Origin of the sequence: Rhodococcus sp. NPDC056506, from assembly GCF_042794945.1 — a bacterium.
Taxonomy (GTDB): Bacteria; Actinomycetota; Actinomycetes; order Mycobacteriales; family Mycobacteriaceae; genus Rhodococcus_F.
In genome coordinates this window covers 24688-41101 of record NZ_JBHTSW010000037.1, presented here as the reverse complement: position 1 = coordinate 41101, position 16414 = coordinate 24688, and the positions used below count along the sequence as shown (strand labels likewise).

The 16414-nt window shown below is 62.3% G+C and carries 16 protein-coding genes; 9 read left to right on the top strand and 7 right to left on the bottom strand.

Annotated elements, in window-relative coordinates; all coding sequences use genetic code 11:
* Positions 1–3: 3 nt before the first annotated feature.
* Positions 4–573 (bottom strand): flavin reductase family protein, encoded by a 570-nt coding sequence (locus ACFQ6H_RS23435; protein ID WP_378648895.1) that lies wholly within the window; start codon positions 571–573, stop codon positions 4–6.
* Positions 574–846: 273 nt separating this feature from the next.
* Between ACFQ6H_RS23435 and ACFQ6H_RS23430 the strand changes: the two genes are divergently transcribed.
* Positions 847–1785 (top strand): AraC family transcriptional regulator, encoded by a 939-nt coding sequence (locus ACFQ6H_RS23430; RefSeq protein ID WP_378530995.1) that lies wholly within the window; start codon positions 847–849, stop codon positions 1783–1785.
* On the opposite strand, the gene ACFQ6H_RS23425 is transcribed toward ACFQ6H_RS23430, so the two are convergent.
* Positions 1782–2552: an IclR family transcriptional regulator gene (locus ACFQ6H_RS23425; RefSeq protein ID WP_378447374.1), complete on the bottom strand. Its 771-nt coding sequence runs from the start codon at positions 2550–2552 to the stop codon at positions 1782–1784. The genes ACFQ6H_RS23430 and ACFQ6H_RS23425 overlap by 4 nt on opposite strands.
* 199 nt (positions 2553–2751) lie before the next feature.
* Here ACFQ6H_RS23425 and catA point away from each other — a divergent pair, with 199 nt between their 5' ends.
* From catA to ACFQ6H_RS23400, 5 genes are all read left to right on the top strand, one after another.
* Positions 2752–3591: a catechol 1,2-dioxygenase gene (gene catA / locus ACFQ6H_RS23420; RefSeq protein ID WP_378530997.1), complete on the top strand. Its 840-nt coding sequence runs from the start codon at positions 2752–2754 to the stop codon at positions 3589–3591.
* A gap of 29 nt (positions 3592–3620) precedes the next feature.
* On the top strand, positions 3621–4742 hold the full coding sequence (locus ACFQ6H_RS23415; protein WP_378531000.1) for a muconate/chloromuconate family cycloisomerase: 1122 nt from the start codon (positions 3621–3623) through the stop codon (positions 4740–4742).
* Positions 4743–4755: 13 nt separating this feature from the next.
* Entirely contained in the window at positions 4756–5037 is a 282-nt protein-coding gene (catC, locus tag ACFQ6H_RS23410) for a muconolactone Delta-isomerase (RefSeq protein WP_138870757.1), read from the top strand.
* Positions 5038–5043: 6 nt separating this feature from the next.
* Entirely contained in the window at positions 5044–5961 is a 918-nt protein-coding gene (locus ACFQ6H_RS23405) for a helix-turn-helix domain-containing protein (protein WP_378531002.1), read from the top strand.
* 153 nt (positions 5962–6114) lie between these two features.
* The gene (locus ACFQ6H_RS23400; protein ID WP_378648892.1) at positions 6115–7578 is read left to right on the top strand and encodes a benzaldehyde dehydrogenase; all 1464 of its coding nucleotides are present in this window, start codon (positions 6115–6117) and stop codon (positions 7576–7578) included.
* Between the two features lie 19 nt (positions 7579–7597).
* On the opposite strand, the gene ACFQ6H_RS23395 is transcribed toward ACFQ6H_RS23400, so the two are convergent.
* Positions 7598–8227 carry a response regulator gene (locus ACFQ6H_RS23395; RefSeq protein ID WP_378648890.1) on the bottom strand — a complete coding sequence of 210 codons (630 nt, stop codon included), beginning with the start codon at positions 8225–8227 and terminating at the stop codon, positions 7598–7600.
* Positions 8224–9411: a sensor histidine kinase gene (locus ACFQ6H_RS23390; RefSeq protein WP_378648888.1), complete on the bottom strand. Its 1188-nt coding sequence runs from the start codon at positions 9409–9411 to the stop codon at positions 8224–8226. Before ACFQ6H_RS23390 ends, ACFQ6H_RS23395 begins: the two co-directional genes overlap by 4 nt.
* Positions 9412–9580: 169 nt before the next feature.
* On the opposite strand from ACFQ6H_RS23390, the gene ACFQ6H_RS23385 reads away from it, so the two are divergent.
* Complete coding sequence (locus ACFQ6H_RS23385) at positions 9581–10171, top strand: heme-binding protein (RefSeq protein ID WP_378531010.1); 591 nt, start codon at positions 9581–9583, stop codon at positions 10169–10171.
* Positions 10172–10464: 293 nt separating this feature from the next.
* Positions 10465–11367, top strand: coding sequence for an alpha/beta hydrolase (locus ACFQ6H_RS23380; protein ID WP_378648919.1), 903 nt, complete (start codon positions 10465–10467; stop codon positions 11365–11367).
* A 58-nt stretch (positions 11368–11425) separates the two neighbouring features.
* Here ACFQ6H_RS23380 and ACFQ6H_RS23375 read toward each other — a convergent pair whose 3' ends face one another.
* The 3 genes from ACFQ6H_RS23375 to ACFQ6H_RS23365 form a co-directional block, all read right to left on the bottom strand.
* Positions 11426–12541 (bottom strand): NDMA-dependent alcohol dehydrogenase, encoded by a 1116-nt coding sequence (locus ACFQ6H_RS23375; protein WP_378648886.1) that lies wholly within the window; start codon positions 12539–12541, stop codon positions 11426–11428.
* A gap of 79 nt (positions 12542–12620) precedes the next feature.
* Positions 12621–14348 carry a PucR family transcriptional regulator gene (locus ACFQ6H_RS23370; protein ID WP_378648884.1) on the bottom strand — a complete coding sequence of 576 codons (1728 nt, stop codon included), beginning with the start codon at positions 14346–14348 and terminating at the stop codon, positions 12621–12623.
* 77 nt (positions 14349–14425) lie between these two features.
* The gene (locus ACFQ6H_RS23365; protein WP_378531016.1) at positions 14426–15835 is read right to left on the bottom strand and encodes an ABC1 kinase family protein; all 1410 of its coding nucleotides are present in this window, start codon (positions 15833–15835) and stop codon (positions 14426–14428) included.
* Between the two features lie 132 nt (positions 15836–15967).
* On the opposite strand from ACFQ6H_RS23365, the gene ACFQ6H_RS23360 reads away from it, so the two are divergent.
* Positions 15968–16387 carry a MerR family transcriptional regulator gene (locus ACFQ6H_RS23360; protein ID WP_378531018.1) on the top strand — a complete coding sequence of 140 codons (420 nt, stop codon included), beginning with the start codon at positions 15968–15970 and terminating at the stop codon, positions 16385–16387.
* Positions 16388–16414: the final 27 nt, after the last annotated feature.

The window sequence follows — 16414 nt, the reverse complement described above, 5'->3', positions numbered from 1 at the left end:
CTTTCAGATCGTTTGGGGTGCGGGCTGAAGATGAATCGGGGTGAACGAAGTGGTGGCGTCGAACCAGCCGCTGTGGGGGTCGTCCTGACTTCCATTCCAGACTGTGGTCGACGAGGTAGCGCCTAGATCGTGAAAAGTGCTTCGGTAGAACAGAAGCGGATCCTTGCCACTCGACTGCGCGTCGACGATCTCGCCGATGAAGATGATGTGGTCACCGCCGTCGTACTCCCTCCACGGGATACACGAGATGGTTGCTGCGGCGCCGTCGAGCAGGGGAGCGGTCGGTCCGTCGATCCACCTCGGTTCGGTGCGCTGCGGTCGGCCGGCAAAATGCATGGCCGTGTCCACTTGGTCGGAGGCAAGGATGTTGACGGCAAACGGCGCGTTGCCGAGGTAGCCGCACGCCTTGGACTTGCGAGTCATCGTGATCTGGCACAGCCGTGGTTCCAGGGAAATGGCCGTGAATGCGGTGACGGTGGCTCCGTGCGGTTGACCGTCGGCATTGGTACAGGTGATGACGGTGACGCCGCTCGCGAATTGACCGAAGATTCCTCGAAGCTGATTTTGTTCCATGACCGGACCTCCTTGTCGGATGGCGGTTGAGTGAGAGTGCCGCGAAGTGCGGGAGGGAAGTAGTGGGCGACTCGCGCCGGGAGTGAAGACGAACGTACGGCGGGCGCAGCCTTCGGTCGATCCGTACAGCGCGGTGGCTATCCGGATTGCGCACCCGATCGCGGCCCGTACCCGTTTTCTCTTGGAAGTGACCGGGGACACAGTGTTCAATGATGTTCAGCGCCCTTGCTCGGCACTGTGGCTGGTCACGGGTTTGGAAGGTGAAGAAGGACGATGGTCGACTCCATGATCGGTACAGCTCCCCGCGACTGGGACGAGGCGTGTCATGCGGTTTCGGACGCCTATTTTCCGCACACGCTGACGCCGTTGTCGCGGCATGCGGCCAGTGGAGTCGGGGTGTGCACCACCGAGTTGGGTCCGCTGCGGATCGCTCATATTCGGTGGGGAGCAGACGTCGCCGTCGAATCCGATCATCCCGGCGCCTATGGGGTGAACATCCCGCTCTCGGGTGAGCTGGAGTCGGTGTTCGCGGGCTCCCACGTGCTCTCGACGCAGGGGGTTGCGACGGTATGTCCGCCCGACATCACCACAAGAATCACGCGGTGGAGTGCGGACTGCGAGATCGTCGGAGTCCGGATGGACCGTCAGTACCTCGACCGCGAGATGGAAAAGGTCCTCGGTCGACCCGGAATGCACTTGCCTGATCAGGTGGATCTTCGGGGAGACGACGGGGCCAGATGGCTGAAATTTGTTCGCTCACTGTCGGATCAGATACTCGGCCCGGCCGGCGTGCTGCACAACGAACTGGTGGCAGGTCAGCTCTCCGGCGCCGTGGTCACGGCATTCGTCCTTGCTGCAATGCCTGAAAGCGAGGACGCGGTGAGCAACGCCAGGCCACGCATCGTCAAGCGTGTGCTGGACGAGATGCACGACGACCCGGCCCGCGTGTGGACCGCAGCGGAGATGGCCGAGGTGGCGGGCGTCAGCGTACGGAGATTGCAGGAGGGGTTTCGGCAGTACGTGGGCCGGAGTCCGTCGGAGTGCCTGCTCGACATCCGTCTCGAGCGGGTCCATGCAGATCTGGTGGATGCCGACGACTCGACGACGGTCACCGATGTCGCTGTGAGATGGGGTTTTACGCACACCGGACGGTTCGCGTCTTCCTTTCGGCGTAAGTACGGATTGCTGCCTTCCGAGGTGTTGAGGCGCTAGCTTCGGTAACCCATGTCCGCGCTGAGTTGGTTTGCCTTCTCGACGAGGAAAGGCGCGACGTCGGCGCGGAAGGCTTCCGGGGTTGTTCGTCCGGCCGAGGTCGAGCACGCTGTTACTCCGACGACGCTTCCGCCGGCGTCGCGGACGGGGGCGGCGAGGGAAATCAGGCCGTCTTCCAGTTCCTCGGACGTGAGCGCGTATCCCTGCTCGCGCACCACCCGAAGGGCGGTATGGAATGCGCCTTCGTCGGTGATCGTGGTGGGCGTGAGGGCGTCGAACGTGGAGTTCGCGATGACGTTGTCGACGATTTCGGTTGGCGCCCAAGCTAGCAGGGCCCGACCCATGGAGGTGGCATATGCAGGCACTCTGGTGCCGACGCTGACGTTGATGCTCATGATCCGCCGGACGGGTACACGCGCGGCGTAGACCACGTCGACGCCGTCGAGCACCCCGAGCGACGCCGACTCGTGGGTGTGTTCTGCGATCTCCAGCAGACGAGGGAGCGCCGCCTCCGTCAAGGCATGTGATGCCGAGAAGTGCTGCCCGATGCTCAGAACGCGTGGGGTGAGCGACCACCGACTGTTGTTACCGGTGACGTATCCGAGCTTCTGCAGCGTGAGGAGGATGCGCCGGACGGCTGGGCGGGAGAGACCCGTTTCGGCGGCAAGATCGGCGAGCGACGGGTTGGGGTTCTTCTCGTCGAAGGCCGTCAGCACAGCAAATCCACGCTCGATGCTCTGGATGTAATCGCGATCGTTCTCGCTCACGGAATGGCCTTTCATCTGCGGGTATGCCTGTTCGACGCCTTCGAAGGTTGACAAACCTTGTGACTGGGCGCACAGTACAAGCGTACGCAGAGCGTAACAGATGTACGCATAGCGTACAACCCAAACTTGGGGAGCCGACTCAGCCCAGCAGTACGGCACCCACCCGGTAACAGCCACATACGGCCCCGAGGAGGACCACATGACAACTTCCGAGAGCCCCACCGCAGTAGGTTCGGGCACTGCCGCCACCGACAAGTTCCTGCAGGAACGAGTCAGCGCGGACACCCCGCCCGAGCGCGTCTCGGCCATCGCCAAGGACGTTCTCGAGGCACTCGCCGGCGTCATCGACAAGCACGGCATCACCTACCCCGAGTACCGCGTCCTCAAGCAGTGGCTCATCGACATCGGCCAGTTCGGCGAGTGGCCCCTGTGGCTGGACGTCTTCCTCGAGCACAACGTCGAGGAGGTTGCGTACCGCGGCCAGCACGGCACCAAGGGAAGCATCGAGGGCCCGTACTACGTCGCCGACGCCAAGACGTTGCCTGCCAAGTGTGAACTTCCGATGCGTGAGAACGAGGTTGGATCGAAGCTGGTCTTCGAGGGCCAGGTTCGCGATCTCGACGGCAAGGGGTTGAGCGGTGCTACCGTCGAACTCTGGCACGCGGACGACGAAGGCTACTACTCTCATTTCGCGCCGCACATCCCCGACGGCAACCTCCGCGGAACGATCGTCGCCGACGACGAGGGACGCTTCGAGATCACCACGATTCAGCCTGCGCCGTACCAGATCCCGACCGACGGCCCCACTGGCTGGTTCATCGAGAAGGCCGGCTGGCACCCGTGGCGTCCGGCTCACCTGCACCTCATGGTGAAGGCTCCCGGTAAGCGCACGATCACCACCCAGCTCTATTTCAAGGATGGAGAGTGGATCGAGAACGACGTGGCAACGGCGACGAAGCCCGAACTGATTCTCGATCCGAAGCCGGGTGCTGACGGAACCAACCGGGTCACATACGACTTCGTGCTCGATCCGGCCTGATCCACAACTGCTCAATAGAAAGTGATTTGATGACAGACCTGTCGATCGTCTCCATCGAGACGACCATCCTCGACGTTCCTCTGGTTCGCCCCCACAAATTCGCCACTACGTCGATGACGGCGCAGCCGCTGCTGCTGGTCGCGATTCGCACCTCCGACGGAGTGATCGGATACGGCGAAGGTGTCGTTCCGGGCGGGCCGTGGTGGGGCGGCGAATCGGTGGAGACGATGCAGGTCATCATCGAGAAGTACATCGCGCCCGTGGTGGTCGGCAGGCGCGTGGATCAGATCACCGCGATCATGGCCGACATCGAAAAAGTTGTTGCCAATGCACGATTCGCGAAGGCCGCCGTCGATGTCGCGTTGCACGACGCCTGGGCTCGTAGCCTGGGAGTTCCCGTACACACGCTGCTCGGCGGGGCCTTCCGTGAGAGCGTCGACGTCACGTGGGCACTGGGCGCGGCGCCGGCGGCGGAGATCATCGAGGAAGCTCACGAAAAGCTCGAAGCCCGACTCAATTTCAGCTTCAAACTGAAGATGGGCGCACTCGATCCTGCCGTCGATGTTGCGCGCATTGTCGAGATCGCTCAGGCGCTCGACGGTCATGCCGGCGTCCGCGTCGACGTCAACGCGCGATGGGATCGCTTCACCGCACTGCGGTACCTGCCACAACTCGCCGAGGGCGGAGTCGAACTGATCGAACAGCCCACTCCGGCAGACCAAATCGAGGTCCTCGCCGAACTCAGCAGGCTGTTACCGATTCCGATCATGGCCGACGAGAGTGTGCAGACCCCACACGACGCTCTGGAAATCGCTCGCCGGAGCGCCGCCGATGTCATCGCCCTCAAGACCACCAAGTGCGGTGGCCTGCAGCGCAGCCGTGACATCGTCGCGATTGCCAAGGCCGCGGGTATCGCGTGCCACGGTGCGACGTCCATCGAAGGTCCGATCGGCACAGCAGCTTCGTTGCACTTCGCGTGCGCCGAGCCGGGAATCAACTTCGGAACAGAACTTTTCGGCCCTCTGCTCTTCAGTGAGGAATTGCTCCAGGAACCCCTGAAGTATTCCGAGGGTCAGTTGCACCTCCCCGCCGGGCCTGGCTTGGGAGTCGAACTGAACATGGACGCCGTCAAGACCTGGACCAGGAACTAGAGGAAAAAGGAACATGGCACTCTTTCACGTTCGGATGGACGTCGATATTCCGCGCGACCTGGATCCGGAAGTTCGCGCCGATACCGTCGCGACGGAGAAGGCGTACTCACAAGACCTTCAGCGCCAGGGCAAGTGGGTTCATTTGTGGCGAATTGTGGGACAGTTCAGCAACATCAGCATTTTCGACGTCGAGTCGGCTGACGAACTGCACGAGATTCTCTGGAATCTCCCCTTGTTCCCGTACATGAGCATCGAGGTCATGCCGTTGACGCAGCACGGATCTTCGATCAAGTAGCCCGCCATGTCTGCCATGTCTGCCACGCCTCCGGGCCTGCTGGAATCTGTGCAGCAGTGGCACTGCGAGATGTCGGATACCTTCGGTGGCCTGTGCCCCGAGAGTTCCGTCGATACCGCGCCGGTAGGCACGGTCAGCGGCGTAAGTCTCGGGGACGTAGGCGCTTTCGACATCTCCGGTTCACCTCAGATATTGCGGCGGAGCACACGCGCAGCAAAGCGACACGGTAGCGATCTGCTCAAGATCTGCACGGTCCGAACCGGGCGAGCGATCCTGCGCCAATCCGACCGCGAGTTGACGGTCCCGCCCGGCGCGACGATTCTCTACGACGTAGAGCGTCCGTACGCGTTGCGTTTCGACGGCCACTGGTCGTGCACCGTCATGACCGTACCGCGCGGCGCAATGAGTCTGACCGAACGAGAACTGAATTGCGCGCTCGCGCGCATCCACGACGGCCGGCGCGGATCCGGTGCATTGCTGCAGACCTTCATCTCGGGCGCTGTTGCATCGCAGGTAGACGGCAGCGCCGCAGGGCTTCTCGGAGATGCCGGAGTCAATCTCGCTGCGGCAGTCCTGGTGCAAGACTTTGCGCCCGCGACACCCGGAAGTTCCTCGCGTGAGGCGATCTTGCGATATGTGCTTCGGAATCTCGATGCACCGGATCTCTCGGTCGCGTCGATCGCCGGTGCGCTGCACATGTCACCGAGAACAATTCAGCGTCATTTCGGCGACGGGGGTCTGACCCTCAACGCGCTGATCCGTCGAGAACGGTTGATTCGTGTACGCCGCGATCTCACCGACGTCTCACTGCGCGATCACTCGATCTCCGTCCTGGCCGCGCGATGGTGTTTCCATGACGCACCGGCGTTTTCGCGTGCGTTCAAAGCGGAATTCGGTACGGCGCCGTCGGAAGTACGTCACTGATCTGTCGCATCCGAACAACAAACGTGTCCGATCACGACAACTCGGAGCCCGAATACCGGGGCAGAGTGTGTTCCAGATCGCTTCTCAAGCTCGCGAAGAGCTCAGGCCCGCGAACAGCGAGGGCCGCAGCGAAAGCTACGAATCGAGGAACTCATGACGAATCTGCTCGCTCATCAGCAATGGCACGGAAAGATTTTCGACGGCCAATGGATCGATGGGGGCGGTGACACCGTCGAGTCCGTCGAACCGGCTACTGGCGAGGTGCTCGGTGTGATCGGGACGGCGACTGTTGCGGATATCGATCGAGCGGCACACATCGCGTCGGCCGCGCAGCCGTCGTGGGCGGCCACGATCGGGCAGGCCCGCGCTTCGGTGATCCGTAAGGCGGCGCAGATATTGGAAGCCGAGCGAGCCGAGGTGGAGCGCTGGTTGATTCGTGAAGGTGGTTCCGTACCAGGGAAAGCCGCGTTCGAAGTTGATCTTGTCATCTCCGAACTGTGGGAGGCGTCGGCACTGCCGACACAGCCGTTCGGACACCTCCTGCCTGCCAGCCAGGAGGGGCGTACGAGCATCGGTCGCCGGGTGCCCCTGGGCGTGGTCGGCGTGATCAGCCCGTGGAACTTCCCGCTTCTCCTCGCCATGCGCGCTGTCGCGCCCGCCTTGGCGCTCGGAAATGGCGTCGTTCTCAAGCCGGACGTTCAAACTGCGATCAGCGGTGGCGCGGTCATCGCGGAATTGCTCACGGCAGCAGGTCTTCCGGAAGGTCTCCTGCATGTGCTCGCCGGTGACGCGGAGCCTGGTCAGGCATTGTGCGAGAGCCCCAGCATCGCGATGGTGTCCTTCACGGGTTCGACCGCAGTCGGCCGTCAGGTCGGGGCAACAGCAGGCCGCACGCTCAAGCGCGTCTCGCTCGAGCTGGGTGGGAACAATGCTCTGATCGTCCTCGACGACGCAGACCTCGATGCCGCGAGTTCGGCGGGTGCGTGGGGATCGTTCCTGCATCAGGGCCAGGTCTGCATGACCGCGGGCCGACACATCGTGCTGGAGTCGGTCGCCGATCAGTACCTGGACCTGCTGGCCAAGCGCGCCTCGGTCCTGCCTGTCGGGGACCCAAACACAGGTAACGTCGCTCTCGGTCCGCTCATCAACGCGAGGCAGATCGCCAACGTCGATCGAATCGTCCAGGGCACCAAGGCAGCCGGCGCCGAAATCCGCGCCGGTGGAACCTACGAAGGGCTGTTCTATCAGCCGACCGTCCTGGCCGGTGTCACCTCGGACATGCCCGCGTTCCGCGAAGAGATTTTCGGACCCGTGGCGCCCGTCGTGGTCGTCAAGGACGAAGACGAGGCCGTCAGACTTGCCAATGACAGCGAATACGGTCTGGTAGCGGCCATTCAAACAGGATCGGTGGAACGAGGCGAGCGGATCGCGGACCGCCTGCGGACCGGCATAGTGCACATCAACGATCAGACGTTGAACAACGATGCCTATGCACCATTCGGCGGTGCGGGTGCCTCCGGAAACGGCGCGAGATTCGGAACTCAAAGCAGCTGGGACGAATTCACCACCTGGCAGTGGCGAACCAGCCGGGCTGCCGCTCAGACCTTCCCGTTCTGAAGTCGAAAGGATAACAAGGTCAGCGTATTCCGTCACGACGTAGTGCCACGGACACTGCGGCAGAGCGGGTATCGACGCCGAGCTTGGCGTAGATGTGCCCGAGGTGTGTCTTCACAGTCGCCTCGCTGATGAAAAGCGCCTTGCCCAGCTCGCGGTTGGTCATCCCCTCGGCGAGCAGACTGAGCAGTTCGGACTCACGCGCGGTGAGCGCTTCCTGCGGGCGCTGCATCTGCTGGACAAGACGAGAGGCCACGGTAGGGGAGAGAACGCTTCGCCCGGCAACCGCGCCGCGCACCGCTCCGAAGATCTCATCGGGAGACGAGTCTTTGAGTAGGTAACCGATGGCACCGGCGTCGACGGCCCGTACGACGTCGGCGTCGGTGTCATAGGTCGTGAAAACGAGTACGGGAACATCGACCCCGTCGTTGCGAAGCCGTTTGATCGCTTCTGCACCGTGCATGCCGGTGCCCATGTCCAGATCCATCATCACCAGATCAGGCGAGGCGGAAGGTATCGCCGTGGCCGCTTCCTCGCCGGACGATGCTTCGCCGACCACCTCGACGTCCGGCTGAGTGTCCAGCAGCGCTCTCAGCCCGGCGCGCACGACCAGATGGTCGTCGACGAGGAACACTCGAATAGCGGTGGTCATCGGATCCTCCGTTCGAGCGGGAACTGGGCTGCGACGACGGTGCCGTCTCCCGGTGCGCTTTCCACGGTGAACGATCCGCCGAGCTGAGCCACGCGGCTCCGCATCGCACGTAGGCCGTATCCACCGTACCGAGAATGGTCGGTGAGTTTTCCCGGATCGAAGCCGACGCCGTCGTCGAAGATGTCTACGGAGATGGAGTCGTCGAGATACGTGATCGTCACGCCCGCTGTTTCGGCGCGAGCGTGGCGGGCGATGTTGGACGACGCGCTCGAGACCACTCGCACGATGGCGTGAGCCACGTCCGGCGGCACGGCGACCGGTTCGCCCACAGTGCGAACCCGAACATCAGGGGTGAACTGGCGGGCGGCGGCAACGACCAGGGTGTCGAAATCGGCGGGGCCACCTTTGGCCGGTGCGAGGTCATGGACGAGGTCGCGGCTCTGCATCAGGCTCGTGCGGATGTTCTCCGTCGCGGCATCGACATCGGTTCGAGACGGCGAACCCGTTGTATTCCACGTTTGTTCGGCTGCCTCGAGCCGAAGTAGGGCGCTTGCCAGTCCCTGGGTAACGGTGTCGTGGATCTCGCGAGCGAGGCGCTCTCGTTCAGCGGCAACGCCGGCAGCCCGTTCGGTATCTGCCAGTGCCGACTGCGCTTCCGCCACCTGGCGCAGAAGCCGAAGGCGTTCTCGGGCATCACGTTCCATCTGACCGTACGCTGCCGCGACCAGTGCAGCGGTGCACAGAGGCCCGAGCAGGGTCACCAATTCGGCGCGACCGGTGACCCGGTAAAACGCGATACCGGCGAGGACCCCCAGGATCCCGACGAGGGGGTAGGCGATCTTGCTCGGATACAGACGAATGCAGAGGAAGAGAACCGGGAAGGCGCACCACGCGAAACTCGGTGCAAGCCAGACCAACGCTGCCCACGTGCTCAGTACCGGCCACATCCAGAGCCGTTGGCGAACCACCTCTCGCGAGGACACCGTAGCCATGACGGCGTAGAGCAGGGCGAGGACCACGGCCAGGACGAGCACCACCCCGAACCGACCGCTGGTGCCGTGGACTGCGACGTACCGAACGCCGGACGTGGACAGCAGCACGAAGAACGACGCGTGGATCGCATACGCCAACGGACCGCGTAGGCCGAGGTCGGCGTCGGCATCCGTCGTGGCTCCACTGCTCATCCCTCGAATGTTACGGAGTGCGCCTGGCCCTCGTGTCAACCATTCGGATGATATCTCGGTGGCCGTTGTGGGCACTGTTCGCCACCCGAGCGCCCGATGTGCGGACCCTCACCGGAGCGCGACGCTGTATTGGACGGTTTCGAACCACTCGACTGAAAGTGTGCCCATCATGAACCACCGCATTTACACACGACTGCCCCGGACGCTTGCTGTCGCCATTCCGGTTGTCGCGATCCTTGCGAGCGCCGCATGCTCGAGCACCGACACACCGGTGGCGAACGCATCGAGCACGACGTCGATTACTGCCACGCAGCAGCCTGCTGCGAGCGGCGATTCGGCAGTTGTCACTCAGAATCGACTCAGCGCCGACGCAGCAGTGACGGCTGCCGGTGCAGCGCTGGCGAAATGCCGCGCCGACGGTCTCGGCTTCGTCACCGTCTCCGTCGTCGACCGTGCCGGCAATGTCATCGCCATGGTGCGCGGCGACAACGCAGCCCAGCACACGGTGGAAGCCTCACGCGAGAAGGCATACACCTCTGCGGCTTTCGGAGCCGACACCAGTGACCTCTTGCAGCGTACCAAAGGCGAAGGATCGACCATCGCCGACCTTCCCGGCACTCTCTTCCTTGCAGGTGGAGTCACATTGAAGGCTGGAGCCGGGTCGATCGCCGGTATCGGCGTCGGTGGCGCTCCAGACGGAATGCAGGACCAAGCTTGTGCCGCTGCTGGGCGAGACGCGATCGCTTCGTTGCTCGGCTGAGTGAGCGCAGAGAGCGTGCTTCGTGAATTGTGCTTTTCGCCACCCGGATTCGCTCGGCATGACAGTTGTCCGTTTGCTGCGATGACCTCGGCTTTGTAACACCGAAGACCCCACAAAGGGACAAACACGTCGACAGTGGAACCGACGATGCACTTACCGGAGCAGTTTCTTCATGCGCAGTTTCGGGGAAAGACACAACCTTGCAGAGAATCAGATTCACGTTGCCCGAACGCAATACACGGCAGGTGCGGGTGCTCGTAGCGGCGTTGTTGTCGATATTCCTGCTCGGCGGTATGTTCGGTCCGACCGCCGCGAGTGCTACTCCGGCGCGCTCGGCGCCATGGGGTGGTTACGACGAGTTGTGGGTCCCGTCTTCGATGGGAAACATCAAGGTTCAGGTGCAGTGGGCCGCGCGCGGTGGCAACGCCGCGCTGTACCTGCTCGACGGTCTTCGCGCGCAAAACGACAGGAATGCCTGGAGTTTCGAAACGAACGCACTCGAGCAGTACCGCAACGACAACATCACTTTGGTGATGCCGGTGGGTGGAGAGTCGAGTTTCTACACGGACTGGTACGCGCCGTCGAACTTCAACGCCCAGCCGATAACGTACAGGTGGGAAACGTTTCTCACGCGCGAACTTCCAGACTTTCTTGCAGGGTACGGTGTTTCGCCTACCAACAATGCGATCATCGGGTTGTCGATGGGTGGTAGCGCGGCATTGAATTTGGCTGGGCACCATCGTGATCAGTTCAAGTTCGCAGGCTCGCTGTCCGGGTACATCAACATTTCGGGGCCGGGCATGCGTGAAGCGATCAGGGTAGCGATGTTCGATGCCGGGCGGTACAACGTGGACTCGATGTGGGGCCCGCCGTGGTCGTCAGGCTGGCTTCGCAACGACCCGTTTGTCAACGCGGAATCGCTTCGCGGACTGTCGATGTACATTTCGTCGTCCAACGGTATCCCGGGACCGTACGATCACCCATCTGCGCCGATCGACTACTTCCACACGGCGACGGGTATGGGTCTAGAGGCGCTCTCGTGGGTTCATGCGCGTGCATTCGAGATTCGTCTGAAATCCTTGGGAATCCCAGCGACGTACAGCTTTCCGCCCGCCGGAATTCACTCGTGGCCGTACTGGTCTGCTGAATTGTGGATGGCCAGAGGACAAATCCTCGACACCATGAACGCGTGGTGAAGCCGTAGTGAGGATCTCTCCGGACTTGCTCTCGATCGAAAGTCCGGAGAGAACTCGCTCAGAAGGTGATGATCCCGCGAAGATTGCGACCGGCATGCATGTCGGCGAAGCCGTCGTTGATCTGGTCGAGGGTGTACCGGTTGGTGATCAGTTCGTCGAGTTCGAGTTTGCCGCTGGTGTAGAGATCGATCATCCAGGGAATGTCGGCGGTGGGATTCGACGCGCCGAACAGGGATCCTTGAATTCTCTTCTGGTACAGCGTGAGTTCCATCAGGCTCACGGGTATTCCGACGTCCGTCATCTTCCCGAGGCCGGTGACGACGCATGTTCCGGCCTTGCGGATGGACGAGAATGCTTGCGCGACATGTTCTCCGGTGGTGACGCCGACGGTGACGATGGCGGAATCTGCGCCCTGGCCGTTGGTGAACGAGCGCGCTATGTCGGTGGCTTCCTCCATGGTGGCGACGGCATGGGTGGCGCCCAACTTCAATGCACTGTCGCGCTTGAAAGCGACCGGGTCCACCGCGATCACGTGGGCGGCGCCGGCGTGCGAGGCTCCCTGTACCGCGTTGATTCCGATTCCGCCGACACCCATGACGATGACGGTCTGCCCGGGATACACCTGAGCGGAGTTGACGGCGGCGCCCCAGCCGGTTCCGACGCCGCAGCCGAGCAGGCACAGAGCGTCGAGTGGCAGATGCTTGTCGACCTTGACCGCCGAGAGAGTGCTGACCGTGGTGTATTCGCTGAAGGTGGACAGGCCGCAGGTTTGTGCGACGGGTTGACCGTCGAGAGACATTCTGTAGCTCGAGGTTTCGCCTGGCCTGCTGCCGGTCATGATGGCGGCGCCGTTGTCGCAGAGGTTCTGGATTCCGCTTGCACACCAACGACAACGGCCGCAGGCGGCGAGGAAAGAGAACACGACATGATCGCCCTCGGACCACCCTTCGGTGTTCGGCCCGACCTCGACGACGATTCCGGCGCCTTCGTGCCCGCCGCAGATGGGGTAGCGGCCAACGCCGTGGTCGCCGCTGGCGATGTGGTCGTCCGAGTGGCACAGGCCGGAGGCGACCATCTTGACGGTGAGTTCGCCGCTACGGGGTGAGTCGAGTTCGAGGTCGACCACCTCGTATGTGCCTGGTGCTTGGCGAATGACGGCTCCACGAGTGCGCAAGGTATCTCCTGAGGTGAGAGTTGTTCTTCGGCTTCCTCAGTTGTCTACTCGAGAGTTCGAGACGGGCCCGAGATCCGTCTCACTGATCGGACGTTTCGTACCGCTCAGACTCGTCCGGGGTGCGTCCCAATATGGCGAGTTGCAGTTCGGTGAGCAGGCGCGTGTCCGGCTCGTCCAACGAAATGCCCATGATCTGTTCAGCGCGCCGGATGCGGTAGCGCAGCGTGTTCGGATGCACTTTCAAAGAGGATGCGGCCTTCTTCACGTCCCCGAAAGCTGTCAGGTAGGCAGTGAGCGTGAACTGCATGTCAGAGGTGTTCTTGTCGTCGTAGGAGATGAGTCTGTCGATACGAGGGTCGCGCAATCGCTCGTGATCAGCGACGAGGTCGAGTATCTCGCCCAGCAATACCGCGGTGCGCGACGCCGCGAGGGTGGTGACCTTCGAGGTTCCGTGATCATCGGTGGTATCGAGCACGCGGTCCACTTCTCGACGCGCCTCGGGTACGCCGTGCAACCGCGCGATCGGCACTGCGACGGCCGCGCGGACGCTGATACCCGCACGTCTTTCGAGCACTCGCACGGTGTCGTAAGCCCAGTCGCTGATCGCGACCTCGTGCTCGGCCTGCGGGAACAGCACGTAGATCCGGTTGTCGATGATCGTCGTGACGGCATCGTGGCGAAATGCGCTGGCACGCAGGCGCAAGGCGTTGGTGATTCGATCGAGATTCGATCCGGGTGCAAGTGATGTCGCAAATCCGATGACCGCAGCCGGTCCGTCGGTGCTGATGCCGAACGAGCCGGCGAGTGAGTGCATGTCGACCCCGCCGGAGCGAACGCCGAACAGCCTTTCCACTTGGGCGTTCTCGCGGCTGGAGGCGTCCAACGACCGCATGAGAATGCGCGCGGCGACAGCGGCGGCGCCGCGCAATACCGCTCGTGCGTCGTCGGAAAGAGGTCCGGATGCCTGCTGTATCCAGATGCTTCCGAGATTATGTTGGTGCGCAACGGAACCCGTCGGCCCTGGCTGGCCGGGCCGGGTAATGCTCACAGCCAGACGGTGTGCGGCGCCGATGCTCAGCTCGGATGGCAGACTGATGACCTCGTCCGAGCGCCTGAGATGCTCGAACACGCCCCTTTTCTCGATCCATTCGGTGTATTCGATCGGCCATTCCCGGCCGAGTATGGAGAGCTGACGAAGCTCGTCTTCGCCCTCGTGAGCAGCAGAATATGCAATGACGTGCAGTGCGGTGTCGTCGATCGTGACGAGTCCACCGGTCAATTCGGCGATCGTTTCCGAGAGCGCGAACAAATCGGAATCACCGCCGGATACAGCGCCGGCGGCGGCTCGCGAACGATACAAGCTCTGCGTCAGAAGACGTTGTACAAGCGAATAGACGTGGCCGGAACTGGCCTGCGGATGGACCGCGGCCACGGCGATACCGATGCTACGTGCGGCGGTCAGTACCGCCGTCGCCTCGCGTGCATTTTTGACGAGCAGGAGCTTCGGCCGACGCCGTGGCGGCCTGCCCTCGAACTTTCGCAGCCATTGCGTGAGCGTCGATTCGGGAACCCCGACGGGAAGATAGATGTCGGAGATCGCACCTCGGCTGTCGGTGCCGTCTATGTCGGAGGACTCGACGAGGGCGATCGAACGGATTTCGACATCAAGCCCGTCCGGGCTTTCCAGTAGCTCGATCACGGACTTGTCCGTGGAATGCATGAGGGCGCCGAGGGTGGTGCCGACACGCGGCCCGTTACTCCTCGGACCTGTCGTCGCTTGCGGGAGGGCTACAGAAAGTGGCTGCACATTTGCTCCTCGGCCGGTGGGTCATTACAGGCTAACCCCGACAGACGAAATGCAGAATAAGGAAATAGGGGACAAATTTATTCGTCAGGCATGATGATGCCGAGTTCTCGGGCCTTTTCGGCGACTGCCTCGGGAAATACGTTCTTGAACAGATAAAGGTCTTGTCCGATCACCCAACCAGGTGCCAACGCCGTCGCATATCGCTCGAAGTATCCGAGTTGCTTTCCGAAAAGAACCAATTCCTCGGGACTCGCAACACCCCACTGTTTACCCAATTGAATCAGCGCCATGATCAGCTCGCTGAGCTTGAGTTCACCCAGATCGCGGCCGAGGATCGGAGCTAGAGCAGTGGCGACCTGCATACCCAGTTGGGCGTCGTCGACTTCGTAGTCGGTTGCATAACCCAAGGATCGAATTCCCCGGGCAACGCGGGCGAAATCTCCGTCGACAATCGTTGCGCGGAACATATCGGAGAGTATCGATCGCCACGTTTCCGGAAGAACACCGACAATGCCGAAGTCGAGCATTGCTATCCGGCCGTCATCGAGGACCCACAGATTCCCGGCGTGTACGTCGCCGTGGAAAGGACCGTGAACGATGACTGATTCGAGCCAGACCTTCACACCGCGCCGGATCAACATGCGGGCTTCGTCGATTCCGTCCGGACCGGCGACGAATCGATCGAGCGGAACGCCCCGCATGCGTTCCATACAGATGACTCGGGGGCCGCAGTAATCCCAGTAGACCTCCGGCGTCGTGACTCCCTTGTTGTCGCCGAACGCACTGATGTTGTTCCGGAAAGTGGTTTGCCGGTCGGCCTCGACTGCACTGTTCAATTCCGTCATCGTGGCATTGTGCAGATCGCGAATGATGGCGGTGGCATTGGCAATTCGAAGGAACTCGACAAACTTCTCGAGGATGTTCGCACCCCAATATGCCGCCCGCAGATCGATCAGCATGCGCGCATAGATGTCCGGGCGCTGGATCTTGATGACTGCCTCTCGGCCGTCGTGCAGAACGCACGCGTGTACCTGCGCAACCGATGCCGCTGCTAGAGGCGCGTCGTCGAATTTCGCGAACAGTTCGTCCACGGAGTAACCGAGGTCCTCCTGCACGACTCTTCGGGCCTGCTCGGCAGGGAAGGACGGAACGTCGTCGAGGCAACGCAGGCACGCATTGGCGACCGGGGCCGGGAACAGGCCGGACGACGACGCGACCAGTTGACCGAGCTTGACGAAGGTGGGCCCCAGAGCGATGAAGCCGTCGACCATTCCGTCGGAGGCAGCGTCCGCCCAGGTGCGTCCACGCTTGCGGAAAGGCCACACGATCAGCGCCAGCATGATCGACGTGGACAGCACGACGGCGATGATCGCGGAGCGCCACAACTGGGCGAGGCCGAAGCGTTCCAGGTCCGGCATGCGGACCTCGAGGGCAGTGGCGGGCACTCCCGACGAGTACGGCCCGACAGGTCGCGTTGGATCCAGCACAGCTCTCCCTCGTTCAACGAGCGCATCCAGCATTTTGCCGTGAGATCACTTACGTGACCCCTTCCGTTAGTCAGTATGCCAAGTCACACATAACTGCCGGAACCGCCTACGCATTCAGCCTACGATCGGTGAATGCGTGAGCACTTGATCCCGATCGGCGAGGTTGCAAAATCGTTCGGAATCGCGGCGTCGACCTTGCGGTACTACGAGGATGAAGGCTTGCTGTCCGCGCGGTCGCGAACCGGCGGCAAACGCTGGTACGGGCAGTGCGAGCTGCGACGGCTGGCATTGATCCGGATGTACACCGAGACGGGAATGTCCTTGGAACAGGTGCGCTCCTTCATCGAAACCGACACCACGTCCGAGCAGTTCTCCGCGGTTCTCGCGGATCAAGTGTCGGCGCTCGAGGCACAGATCGCCGCCGCTACGCGAGCGAAACTGATTCTCGAGCATCACCTGACGTGTCGGCAAGAGCGTCCCATGCAGTGTCCGTGGTTGCTCGAGCAACTCGACATTCGCGTAGAAGCGGCGCTTGACTTCAAGTTGACTTGAACCTCCATAGTTAGGGCGCACTTACTG